At 32.8% G+C, this 12479-nt stretch carries 13 protein-coding genes; 4 read left to right on the top strand and 9 right to left on the bottom strand.

Translation table 11 applies throughout. From position 1 onward, the window contains the following. Positions 1-97 precede the first annotated feature (97 nt). A complete protein-coding gene (locus tag Q4487_RS06395; RefSeq protein ID WP_100893762.1) occupies positions 98-523 on the bottom strand; it encodes a hypothetical protein in 426 nt (141 codons plus the stop codon). A 208-nt stretch (positions 524-731) separates the two neighbouring features. Here Q4487_RS06395 and dnaG point away from each other — a divergent pair, with 208 nt between their 5' ends. After that, positions 732-2705 (top strand): DNA primase, encoded by a 1974-nt coding sequence (gene dnaG / locus Q4487_RS06390; RefSeq protein ID WP_303540784.1) that lies wholly within the window; start codon positions 732-734, stop codon positions 2703-2705. A gap of 22 nt (positions 2706-2727) precedes the next feature. Here dnaG and Q4487_RS06385 read toward each other — a convergent pair whose 3' ends face one another. From Q4487_RS06385 to nadE, 3 genes are all read right to left on the bottom strand, one after another. Continuing rightward, positions 2728-3834 (bottom strand): MBL fold metallo-hydrolase, encoded by a 1107-nt coding sequence (locus Q4487_RS06385; RefSeq protein WP_303540786.1) that lies wholly within the window; start codon positions 3832-3834, stop codon positions 2728-2730. Positions 3835-4001: 167 nt separating this feature from the next. Continuing rightward, entirely contained in the window at positions 4002-4631 is a 630-nt protein-coding gene (locus tag Q4487_RS06380; RefSeq protein WP_013621571.1) for a response regulator transcription factor, read from the bottom strand. Between the two features lie 170 nt (positions 4632-4801). Beyond that, the gene (gene nadE, locus Q4487_RS06375) at positions 4802-5590 is read right to left on the bottom strand and encodes an NAD(+) synthase (protein ID WP_100893760.1); all 789 of its coding nucleotides are present in this window, start codon (positions 5588-5590) and stop codon (positions 4802-4804) included. 96 nt (positions 5591-5686) lie between these two features. On the opposite strand from nadE, the gene gldB reads away from it, so the two are divergent. Both gldB and gldC read left to right on the top strand, forming a co-directional pair. After that, positions 5687-6652, top strand: a complete 966-nt coding sequence (gene gldB, locus Q4487_RS06370; protein ID WP_303540789.1) for a gliding motility lipoprotein GldB — start codon at positions 5687-5689, stop codon at positions 6650-6652. Next, positions 6653-6991, top strand: coding sequence for a gliding motility protein GldC (gene gldC, locus Q4487_RS06365; protein ID WP_303540791.1), 339 nt, complete (start codon positions 6653-6655; stop codon positions 6989-6991). 75 nt (positions 6992-7066) lie between these two features. On the opposite strand, the gene Q4487_RS06360 is transcribed toward gldC, so the two are convergent. From Q4487_RS06360 to Q4487_RS06350, 3 genes are all read right to left on the bottom strand, one after another. Further along, positions 7067-7642 (bottom strand): type 1 periplasmic binding fold superfamily protein, encoded by a 576-nt coding sequence (locus tag Q4487_RS06360; protein ID WP_303540793.1) that lies wholly within the window; start codon positions 7640-7642, stop codon positions 7067-7069. A gap of 20 nt (positions 7643-7662) precedes the next feature. Continuing rightward, positions 7663-10059, bottom strand: coding sequence for a TonB-dependent receptor (locus Q4487_RS06355; RefSeq protein ID WP_303540794.1), 2397 nt, complete (start codon positions 10057-10059; stop codon positions 7663-7665). 68 nt (positions 10060-10127) lie between these two features. Then, the gene (locus Q4487_RS06350) at positions 10128-10439 is read right to left on the bottom strand and encodes a hypothetical protein (RefSeq protein WP_303540797.1); all 312 of its coding nucleotides are present in this window, start codon (positions 10437-10439) and stop codon (positions 10128-10130) included. Positions 10440-10563: 124 nt separating this feature from the next. On the opposite strand from Q4487_RS06350, the gene Q4487_RS06345 reads away from it, so the two are divergent. Then, on the top strand, positions 10564-10938 hold the full coding sequence (locus Q4487_RS06345) for a GTPase (RefSeq protein WP_303540799.1): 375 nt from the start codon (positions 10564-10566) through the stop codon (positions 10936-10938). Here the strand turns inward: Q4487_RS06345 and yihA are convergent. Together yihA and Q4487_RS06335 are read right to left on the bottom strand one after the other, a co-directional pair. Beyond that, a complete protein-coding gene (gene yihA, locus Q4487_RS06340; protein WP_100893753.1) occupies positions 10922-11542 on the bottom strand; it encodes a ribosome biogenesis GTP-binding protein YihA/YsxC in 621 nt (206 codons plus the stop codon). The genes Q4487_RS06345 and yihA overlap by 17 nt on opposite strands. 24 nt (positions 11543-11566) lie before the next feature. Further along, positions 11567-12331: an alpha/beta fold hydrolase gene (locus Q4487_RS06335; RefSeq protein WP_100893752.1), complete on the bottom strand. Its 765-nt coding sequence runs from the start codon at positions 12329-12331 to the stop codon at positions 11567-11569. Between the last annotated feature and the right edge of the window lie 148 nt (positions 12332-12479).

The following is a 12479-nucleotide window of genomic DNA, read 5'->3' as shown; positions in this document are numbered from 1 at the left end:
TATAAAAATAAAGAACCTTGAGCAAGTAAAAACTACGGAGACAATTTAAACTAGTCAAGATTCTTTTCCTTATCAACCAAATAAGTATTGTTTGTTATTAGGCTACTACAAATAAGAATGATGAAACAATCATCCAAGCTCCAAGTATAAGACCTACTAAACCTAATTTCCCTTGCTTAGGTGCAATTTTAGCTCTTAATTCTTCTGCTTTTTCTTTTGCAGCTTCGTTTTTAGATAGTACATACTTGTTTATCAATCCAAAACCTAACATAAAACCTAATGCAGCAGTAACAATGTTTCCTACTAAATAAGTTATCCATAGTATTGGCCAAGTACTTAACCAGCCAATAGTTAAAATAGCACTAACAATTCCCCAAATTCCCCAGAAACAAAATACCATCCCAATCCATCCTTGGTAAGGCTCTATTTTTGCAAGTAATTCTTTCGCATTTGGTTTTTTAGAAAGTAGTAAAGACGGTACAGCTAAAATGCTTAATAATATTAAAGAAATTCCCCAACTCATAATTTTAATTTTTTTTAGATTAATTTTTGATTACTTAATTTTGATGTTACAAAGGTGCGGCCATTATAGAGTTTAAATTACCCCTTGGCTAGCCAAAATACACACCCTGAAAACAGGGGTGTATGCAAAAAACACTTATTTTAGATTAGTTTATTTTTTGCCAGTTTTGTTCATTATATTTACCCTCTTATTTAAAATTTACTAAAAATTGATTTCTAAATCTACTATAGACCAAGTTTATGAAACTTCTCGTTTAGAGGAGGTTATTGGCGATTTTGTACAGTTAAAAAAATCAGGAACTAACTTTAAAGGGTTAAGTCCGTTTACAGATGAGCGCTCACCAAGTTTTATGGTTTCTCCTGTAAAACAAATTTGGAAAGATTTTAGTAGTGGTAAAGGAGGTAATGTAGTTGCATTTTTAATGGAGCACGAGCATTTTACCTACCCTGAAGCTATAAAGTACTTGGCTAAAAAGTACAATATAGAGATTGAAGAAACAGAACGCACAGACGAACAAAAAGAACAGGCCAATGAAAAGGAGAGTATGTACTTGGTGTCTGAGTATGCTCAAAAATACTTTGAAGAAGTATTATGGGAACGTGAGTTGGGTAAGGCTATTGGTTTAAGTTACTTTAAAGAACGTGGCTTTACAGATGAAACAATAAAAAAGTTTGGTCTTGGTTATTGTTTAGATCAGTGGGATTCTTTTACCAATACAGCTTTAGAAAAAAAATATAAGTTAGAGTATTTAGAGAAGACAGGTTTAACAATTGTTAAGCAGCAAGAGGGTAAAGAGGCTCGTAAGTTTGATAGATTTAAGGGGCGTGTTATGTTCCCTATACAGTCTATGAGCGGTAGAGTTCTTGGTTTTGGTGGTCGTATTTTAACTAATGATAAAAAAGCAGCTAAATATTTAAATTCTCCAGAGAGTGATATTTACCATAAGAGTAAAGTGCTTTACGGTATCTACCACGCCAAGCAAGAAATTGCAAAAGAAGATAATTGTTATTTAGTAGAAGGCTATACAGATGTTATACAGTTTCATCAAAGAGGTATACAAAACGTTGTAGCATCTAGTGGTACTGCGCTTACACCAGACCAAATTAGATTAGTAAATAGGCTTACAAAAAACATAACTGTTTTGTTTGATGGTGATGCGGCTGGATTACGTGCATCATTACGTGGTATAGATTTGATTCTTGAGCAGGGTATGAATGTTAGAGTTTGTACTTTTCCAGAAGGAGAAGATCCAGATAGTTTCTCTAAAAACAACTCTTTAGAAGAAGTACTTAAGTATTTAGAGAGTAACTCTAAAGATTTTATACAGTTTAAAGCTTCTTTATTAATTAAAGAAACTGCCAACGACCCTATTAAAAAAGCAGAAACTGTACGCGATATTGTAAATAGTATTTCTAAAATTCCTGACCGAATTAAAAAAGAAATTTATATACAAGAGTGTGCTCAGTTAATGAACATCTCAGAGTCTGTACTTTTTAATACGTTAGCACAGATTGGTAAAAAAGAAGATGCAGATGTTGCTAAACAAAAAAAGCAAGAGCAGAAACCTTTTCAGGTAGTTAAAAATGAACCTGTACAAGAAAAATTAGATGTACAGTATGTTTTAGAAAAGAAAATAATTGAATTGCTTTTATTGTATGGTGATACTACACAGCAGTTTGATGATTTGCTACTAAAAGAAGATGAAAAAGGAGATCTTATTTTAGAGAAAGAAACTGTTGAGGCTCGTGTTTTTGAGAAGATTTATTTAGACTTACAAGAAGATGAAATAGAACTTACTAATGCAAGGTTTAAAGATATTTATTATAAATTGATTGAAAACTTAAACGAAAAAGAACATTTTGAGGCTAACAAGTTTATTGGAGGCTTAAATCAAGATTTGGTTTCAGAGATTTCATCCATACTAATGGATGAAGAAAAATACATTTTGCATGATTGGGGACGTAAAGAAATTTACCCCAAGGCAAAAGATGTAGGTATTGGTCAATTAGTAAGTGAAACTATTTTAACACTACGTTGCTATTTGATAAAAAAGAGAATAGGGGAACTACAACAACAAACCCAGGATCCAAGCACAGATAATTCTGAAGTTTTACAAGAAATAATGAATTACCTAAACTTAAATTCTTTACTAGGTAAAAAATTAGCCAGAGTACTTTCTTAATTAAATGAGTTTATAATTATTTTTAATATTTCTCCCACCAATTAGAGCTTTTGTTTATAGAGTCTTTTACTATAATTTCGTCACCAATTTCTGGAGTTAGCACCTCTAAGTTTAATTCTAGAGCTTTTGCTTTTACGCGTACAATAGGATCTGTCCAACTATGTAAAGCTAATTTAAATCCGGCCCAGTGTATAGGAACAATTTTTTTAGCTTGCACATCTACGCCTGCTTGAGCTGTTTCTTCTGGCATCATATGTATGTCTGCCCACATTTGGTTGTATTGTCCGCATTCCATTAAAGCAATATCAAACGGGCCATATTTGTTGCCTATTTCTTTAAAGTGTGGTGCGTAACCACTATCTCCACTAAAGTAAATGTTATCTTCTTTAGATTGTATAACCCAAGAACTCCAAAGTGTGCTTTGCCCGTTGTTAAGCTTACGGCCAGAGAAATGTTGTGCAGGTGTGCAAACAAAAGTTAAGTTGTCTAACTTAGTACCTTGCCACCAATCTAGCTCTGTTATTTTTGTTGTTGGTACACCCCAAGCTTCTAGGTGTACGCCAACTCCTAATGGTACATAAAAATGTTGTGCCCTATCTTTAATTTTTATTACTGTCTCATAATCTAGATGGTCATAATGATCGTGAGAAAAAAGAACAGCATCAATTTTATTTAATTTTTCTAGAGCTAAAGGAAATTCACTGTTAAATCTATTAGCACCCAAGAGTGAGTGTGGTGCTGCAACTTTACCTAACATTGGATCTAATAGTATGTTTTTGCCATCAATTTGTAATAAAAATGACGAATGACCATACCATATTAAACGAGTACCTTTTTTATAATTAGCAACATTGGTTGAGTCTATTTTGTGTACAGTTAAGTCTTTTTGGGGTCTTCCGTTTTTAACTTTAGTCGTAAAAAATTTATAGGCTAATGATAGAGTTTCAGAGAAGCTCAGCTCTTTAGGTACGGGTAAGGTGTTGTTAAATTTATTGTTTTTATATTGCTTAGATTTTTGGTATGTAGTTTTTCGTTCTTTACTAACATCACCGCCAAAACTTGGATAAAAATTTGTGAATATAAAGTAGGTAGCCACTAAAAGGCCTAGTATTATTAGAATTGTAATCATTATTTTTCTAAATATTTTTTTTAGCATTTTAGAACCTAAATTGTTTTCTAGGTACAAATTTATGCAAATTACCTTAAGTTAAATACTAATTGTGTTATGACAAATAAGTAAATAAAAAAAGCCAGCTTATAGCTGGCTTTTTTTATTAGATCTAGTAATTTAGTTTACTAAAAAATATCTAATGCTTTTGCTTGTTGTAATAAGTCTACCATATTATCTACGTTTAATTTTTTCATTAAACGAGCTTTGTAAGTACTAATGGTTTTTTCATTTAAGCCAAGACCTAATGCAACATCTTTATTTCTTTTTCCGCTGGCAAGCATTTTTAAAACTTCTATCTCTCTTGTAGATAGTTTTCTAAATAATCTTCTAGGTTTTTGTGTGCCTTCATCAAAAGCTAGTCTTTGCGCTAGTTCGTTAGTGATAAACATTTTTCCATCACTAATTTTTTCTAATGCAGCTACTATATAATCTAAATCTGCGTTTTTAGATAAGTATCCTTGCGCACCAGCTCTAATAGAGCTAATAGCATAAACATCCTCAGACTGTCCACTGTACATAAGTACTTTTACGTCTGGATGATTCTTCTTCATTTTTCTTAAACAAGCAATCCCGTTAATTTCAGGGAAATCCATCTCTAACATTAAGATATCTGGAGTTTCATTTTCCAGCTTCTCAAAAAGTTCTGATGAAGTTCTAGCAGTGCCAATAACTTTAAAGCCCGTCTCTATACTCAACATCTGCGTAATGCCCACTTGCACAACAGGGTGACTATCTGCAATAAATACTGTTTTCATTTTTTTTGGTTTTAATTAAATTTAAGCATAACCTGTCAATGTTAAATTTATTCTGACAAGTGATGTAAGGTTAAATTGTATGTTTGTTCAACAAAAATGGAACTTTTTTGTTAGAATTTACTATTATTTAACTTTTTTTCGTTTTACAATACATAATCTGCGATGACTGACTATTTTAAGTCATTTGGAATCTCACAAACTGGTATTGGATTCATCTTGTGCTGGTTAGCACTGTTTAGTTTTTTGTATAAAATAAAGACTTCTTGTTGTCTTCCTGTAAAATTATCTTTTGTGTTTCCTTTAGCGTCTTCTATCATTGCCCACTCTAGCTCCGGGTATGATGCTCCAATCTGATCTTCATCAGTTCTGTCATCTCCCCATAGACCGTCTGTAGGTGCAGCATTAATAATGTCAGAATTAATGCCAGCTACTTTTGCTATATCATATACTTCACTTTTCATTAAATCTGCAATAGGACTTAAGTCAACTCCGCCATCTCCGTATTTAGTGTAAAACCCTACGCCAAAGTCTTCAACTTTATTACCTGTGCCTGCAACTAAGTAGCCGTTTAATCCTGCAAAGTAATACAAAGTTGTCATTCTTAACCTTGCTCTTGCGTTTGCTAAAGATAAAAATCTATCTTCCTCATTAGCTACATTTGGTAGCGTGTCTATAAAGCTGTCAAATACAGGTGTTAAATTAACTTGTTCTCTTTTTACATTGGCAAAATTGTTTTGTAACCAGTCTATGTGTTTGCTAGCTCTGGTAACTTGACTTTCTGCTTGGTGTATAGGCATTTCTAAGCAAAGTAACTCTAATCCTGTTTTGGCACACAACGTAGATGTAACAGCAGAATCTATTCCGCCAGATATACCTATTACAAATCCTTTAATGTTTGCTTTTGTTGCATAATCCTTAAGCCAATTAACAATATGGTCTGTTACTTTTTCTGTTTGCATAGAATTCCTTTATTACGTTGAAAACTGTTAACTTTGTATCCTGTAAAAATAAACTGTAACAGTTAAATATTAAAATGTTACTGTAATTACTTTTAAATGAAACAACCATTTTATATACTTTTTTTTGTTTTTGCCTTTTTTGTAGGCTGTAAACAAGAATCTAAAGAAGAAAAACAGATAGCTAAAGTTAATGTAACACTAGATGTTGCTAGGTTTGATAGGGAAATAGCTGATGCAAAACCAGCTGATATTCCTGTATTAAAGGAAAAGTACCCCTACTTATTTCCTGCACAATATCCAGATAGTTTATGGGTCGAGAAATTAAGAGATACATTACAAATTTCTTTGTTAAAAGAAGTTAATATTGCTTTTGGCGATTTTAAAAAAGAGGAACAAGACTTAAGGTTATTTTACCAACACGTAAAATATTACTTTCCTGAAGAAGTAGAACCTGAGGTAATTACGGTTATTTCTGATGTTAATTATGCTAGTCCTGTTATACTAACAAATAAGCTTTTGCTGTTGGGTTTGGATAATTACTTAGGTGCTGATCATAAATTTTACCAAGGACTACAAAATTATATTGCTGAAGGTTTAAATAAAAAATATTTAATTACAGATGTGGCTAATGCTTTTGCTAAAAAAGTTGTGCCTTATCCTACAAGAGATAGAACTTTTTTGGCGCAATTGGTCTATTATGGTAAAGAGTTATATGTAAAAGATAAGTTAATACCTTTTGTGACAGATGCAGAAAAAATAAAGTATAGTGAGGAAGATTTAGATTGGGCCTTTGCAAATGAAGAACCAATTTGGCGTAATTTTATAGAAAATCAATACTTGTATAGTACAGATAAGGATTTAAATAAGCGTTTTTTGGATCCGGCTCCTTTCTCTAAGTTTCAGTTGGAGTTAGATATTGAGTCGCCAGGAAGATTAGGACGCTTTTTGGGTTGGCAAATTGTACGTTCTTTTATGAATAATAATGAGGTGACTTTACAGCAAATGTTGAGCTTGCCTGCTGAAGAAATTTTTAAAAAATCTAATTATAAACCACAAAGATAAATGTCAAAAATACATACATCAGAAATTAAGTTAACTGTTGGTCTAGATGAAAACAGAGTGCCAGAGACCTTAAACTGGTCTGCACAGGACGGAGGAATAGAGAATGAAGAGGCAAAAGCAATGCTTTTATCTGTATGGGATAGTAAAAACCAAGAATCTTTAAAAATAGACTTATGGACTAAAGATATGCCTGTAGATGAAATGAAAGTATTTTTTCATCAAACCTTAGTATCTATGTCTGATACTTTTTTAAAGGCTACACAAGACGAAAAAATGACTGCTACAATGAAAGACTTTTGCGAATATTTTGCAGATAAGCTAGAGCTTAAAAAAGGCTAACATTATTTAAGTTATTATAATTAAAAAACTCCCAGAGAAATCTGGGAGTTTTTAGTTTTAAATTTCAAGAGTAAATTACTCTACAGTTAGAGAAAAGGTTTGCTCTACATCTGTTGCTCCACCGGCATCTGCGGTAGTACCATCGTTTGGCTTTTTAGGCTCGTGTCTTAAAGTTACGCCTAATGTACCATTGCCAGCATCTCCTGTAGTAAGTGTAAACGTTATGCCTACAGGGTTGCCATCTTCATCCATGTCTGTGTATTCTGTACTGCTAATAGCACCAGATACAGTGTAAAAGAATTGGTGTTCGTCATCTTCTTCTTCAACTTCTAAAGTAATGTCTTCAGCAGGGCTTTCAGTTTCATTTAATAAGGTAATAGTAGCGTTGTAGGTTGTGTTAGCGGCTAATTGCTCAACATCAACTACAGGAGCGTTAGGTCCGTCACTACCATCATCATCTTTAGACATTAGGGTAAGTGTTGTTCCTCCTGCTTCCGGTGTAAGTTTTACTATTATTGTTGTTATTACTTCTTCTTCATTTTGTTCTTCTGGAGCGTCGTCGTCATCAGAACATGAAATTAAAGCAATACTAGAGAATGCAATTAAACTTGCTTTTCTAATGTTTTTAAAAATTGTGTTTCTTTTAATCATTTTTGTCAATTGTTTAAGTGTTAGTAATTAAATTTTAATCTAAGTATAAAAGACCTTCCTAAATCGTCTGTAAAATAACGTTGTCTATTAAGGTAGTCTCTATATTCTGTATCTAATAAATTGTTTATGCCTAGACCAACAGTTAGTGCTTTGCTGTTTTTTAAGTTAAACTTCATTTCTGTGTCTAATTTTAATAGGTGGTAAGCATCTGGTGCAGTGTTTATATTTAGTTCCACTTCTTGGTCTTGCTGTGGTGAGTAAACCATAATATTGTCAGGGTATTCGTTTTGACGAAAAACATACTCGCTCTGTAGTCCAATAGTAAAGTTATGCCACTCTTGTTTTGTAAATGCAATTCCGTTTTGTAAACGTGCAGAAGGGATGTTAATTAAAGCAGTGTTACTAGACCTGTCTACACCTTTAACTATAGAAAATTTATGATCTGTTCTCCAGTTATCTGTCCAATTATTATAGATAGATGCATCTACACCAAGCATACGTGCATCTGTTTGTCTGTATTCCCATACAGGAAATGCTCCTCGTAAAGAGAATTCTGCTCCTGTTGGCTCTATAAAAATAAAGTCATTAATTAAATTTAAGTAAGGTTCAATCCCGTAGCCCCACGTATATGTGTTTTTTCCTAGGCTTGCGGATACTCTGTGTGATGTTTCACTTTTTATACGTAAATCTCCTAATTCAATTCGGGCAGCCGAATGATGAAGACCATCGCTAAATAATTCAGCTGGATTTGGAGCGCGTTGCGCTAATGTATAATTAAATCTAAATTGATTTTCATTGCTGAACTTATGTTTTAGGCCAGCAGATGCAGAAAAATTATGGTAGTTAAATTTAGGGTTTACTAAAAGCTGAGTGCCACGATCGCTAACAACTATATCGCTATAATCTTCATCATAACCTCGTTCTTCCCATCTAGATGTTATGTAAAATTTTTGAGCATCAATTTTACTGTAATCGTACCTAATACCGGCATCTAGAGTAGTGGCATCAGAAAGTTTATATTCAGTAGTTGCAAAAACTCCAAAATCTACTTTTTCGTAGTCAGGAATTAAACGACGTACACCAGTTTTTGGATCAGGAAAATTTTCTTGATATCTACCTATAATTCCAAATGAAAACTTTTGCTTTTCAAAAGCGTCAATATTTATATCTGCAGCTAGTGTTTGTGTTGTGAGCTTAAGATCTAAAGAGGCTTTTCCTTTGTCGTCACCAACACGTATATCATACTCAAATCTATGATTTTGTTGTATGTCATATTGTACATTTAGTTTTCCTAGGCCTTCAAAACGCTTATAGTACTTAAGTTTTCCTAAATGGTGTTTCACACTTTGTCTAGGTTCTTTAATATTATAGGTAAAGCTGCTTATTTTGCTTGGCTCATCACTATTAATAGCGGTTATTAGATCGTCTACATTGCCTATGTGAGATGCACTTAAAATACCAATGTTTGTATCAAAGTACGAGTAAAAGGCATTCCAGCCACTCTCAAAACCAAGTTTTCCAAAATCTATGCTAGCGCCAAATTGAGAAACTCCTGTGTTAGATAAAATGTAATCTGGAGCTTCTGCATCACCTAATTTTTTATAAGATGCTTGTCCTTTAATGTAAAAACCATTTTCATATGCTTTTGTAAGTTCGGTAGAAATGTTTCCGCCTCTGCCGTTAGATACTACATTTAATAATGTTTTACCGTAAATAGTGTCTTTTTTAGGAATTCTATTCTGCCCAAGTAAAATAACTCCTCCTATGGCATCACCACCATATTGTAGTGCGGCAGCTCCTTTAACAATGGTGACTTTGTTGGCGGCATTAATATCTATGTTTGGGGCGTGTTCTGCACCCCATTCCATATCTTGCATACGTGTGCCATTATTAATTATAAGTATGCGGCTACCACTTAGACCTTGTATTATTGGTTTTACAATGTTAGAGCCTGTATTTAAGCTAGATACTCCGTTTATTTGTTTAAGTGCATCACCTAAGTTACTACTTCCAAAACGTTCTAATTGTTCTGTTTTTAAAATTTTTTCTTGAGCAGAATTTGTTTCAGTAATAGTAGATCCTGTAACCTTAACTTCATTTAACTGTTCTAAATGATGTTCTAAAGTTATTTTTTTGTGGGTGTTTCCATTAATTTCTACTGTAATAAAACGAGTTGTGCATTCTGGATGAGAAATTTCTAACTCTAAAGTACCGTTACAGAGGTTTGTTAAGGTGAATTTTCCAAATTCATCTGTGTAAACCTGTTTTTTGTTTCCTCTTACTTGTATAATAGCGTCTGTCAAAGGTGTTTTGTCATGAAAATCTATCACTTCTCCTAAAAGAATGTTAGAGCAATCTTGAGCAAATAAAAAGGACTGAGACACCAAAATACATAGTATTGTTAGCGTGTAGCGCATAATAATGTATTGTTGTGTAAATGATAATAATCTTCTAAAAATATTTAAGAAGATAAAAATTAGAGTAGTTAAACTGTGGGAGGTGGTTTGTTTAAATAGGAAGACGTAGCTATATTTTTAACCTGTGGCTGCTTGTAATCTGTATAAAAACTAGCATTTATTTCGGTAAAAATATAAGGCGTCTGTATTGTGGTGTAACCATAATCAAGAAAAGAGGTCTGGTTGTTTGTGTAAATAAAATCACATTGCTCACAATGTATTATAGAATCACTATGATCATCAGAGTGGTAAGCTAGCGTGTGTATGTTTTGAGATCCTAGTAATAGGAACCCAATCATTACAAGGCTAAAAACCGATAATGTAATTTTATTGAAAATCATAGCTTGTGCGAATGTACCTTTTTTTATTTTGTGAAGAAAATTGTTGTCATTAAAATTAACAAAACATTAGTTGTTTAGCACTGTAAGCATAGTTTTAAGTTAAGACTAATTAAAAAAGTAAATTATGAATACTAAAGTTATATTTATCTATAATGCAAATTCGGGTCTGGGTAACTCTATGTTAGACAGTGCACATAAAATATTTTGTCCATCTACTTATAATTGTAATTTGTGTGATATTACTTTTGGTGTGTTTACAGAAAATACTGTTTGGAAAAAGTTTAGAAAAGAAACTGATTTAGAATTTGTGTTTTTGCACAAAGATGAATTTGAAGCTATGTATAAAGGTACTAATATCGTAAATACAAGTTTACCTATTATTTTAAAAGAGGAAGGTGGTAAGTTAAATAGTTTTATTTCAACAAAAGAGTTAAACGCTTTTGGTGAGGCAGAAGATTTAATAAAGGCAATAAAGTCTAATTTTATTTTTTTGCAGTAGCTGCGTAAAAGTTTTCGTTTATACCACCTATATATTCTAGTACGTCTTCTCTTCCAAGGTTGTTAGATGATGATGTAATAAAATATTGTGGGGCATCTTCCCAAATACCTTCTAGTAAGGCATTAATATAGTTGTCTGCTTGCTTTTGTATTACTTGGGGTTTTAGTTTATCGGCCTTTGTAAAAATTAATGCAAACGGTATTTGATTTACGCCCATCCACTCTAAAAATTCTAGATCTACTTTTTGTGGTTCGTGCCGTATATCAACTAAAACAAAGGCACAAACAAGTTGTACTCTTTCTTTAAAGTAATCTGTAATGTATTTTTGAAAAGTTTTCTTTTCCTTTTTAGAAACACGTGCATATCCATAGCCTGGTAAATCTACTAAAAACCAATTTTCATTAATTTTAAAGTGATTGATAAGTTGTGTTTTTCCAGGTCTTCCAGATGTTTTTGCTAAGCTTTTCTTTTGCATTAGCATATTTATTAAAGAAGATTTTCCAACATTAGATCTACCAATAAAGGCGTACTCAGGTATAGGGTCTGTTGGGCAAGACCTTACGTTGGAGTTACTCATTACAAAGCTGGCAGATTTTATTTTCAAGATAGTATTTTTAAAGAGTTAAGCTTACAAATTTCGCTTTTGTAGCCAGTTGTCTAATATGGTATTAAATTCATCAGGATGCTCCATCATTGGTGCATGACCACATTTTTCAATCCAATACAAATCAGAGTCTGGTAATAATTTTTTAAAGTCATCTGCAACATCTGGTGGTGTTACAGTGTCATCTTTACCCCAAATAATACAAGTAGGAGTGTGCATATTTGGTAAGTCCTTAGCCATATTGTGTCTAATGGCACTTTTAGCAATGGCTAATGTTTTTACAAGTTTAATACGGTCGTTAACTGTTGCAAAAACTTCATCTACTATTTCTTTAGTTGCTACCTCTGGATCATAAAAAACATCTTGTGCTTTTTTCTTTATAAAGTCGTAATCTCCTCTTCTTGGGTAGCCATCACCCATAGCACTTTCGTAAAGTCCAGAACTTCCTGTTATAACTAGTGCTTTAACAGTGTCTGGGTATAATTTTGTATGTAATAAACCAATGTGTCCGCCTAAAGAATTTCCTAACAAAATAACGTCTGTTAGTCCTTTGTGAGTAATAAATTCTTGAACAAATTTGGCAAAACTTTTTACAGTAGTTTTTAGTAAAGGCTTGTCATAAATGGGTAATTCTGGTACTAAAACTTTGTACCCTTTTGCAGGAAAATGTTCCATAACACCTTGAAAATTACTCAATCCACCCATTAATCCGTGTAAAATAATTAGTGGTGTTCCCTCCCCAATCTCTATATATCTGTATTTGCCTTCTGTAATAATCTTTTCTTCCATTAATAGGATAGCTCTTATGCTATTAAGTAGCAAATATAGGCATTTCCGTAAAAAGAATCGTCATTCTTTTTTGTAGATAAATTTAGATTTCTACCACCACATTACATCCTGTTTTTTAGGTTGTTAGTCTAAAAGTGGCACTTTGGGT

The organism is Cellulophaga sp. 3_MG-2023, from assembly GCF_030546975.1.
In the GTDB taxonomy this organism is placed as follows: Bacteria; Bacteroidota; Bacteroidia; order Flavobacteriales; family Flavobacteriaceae; genus Cellulophaga.
Note: the sequence above shows the minus strand (reverse complement) of the source record. Positions and strands in the feature narration are given on the sequence as shown.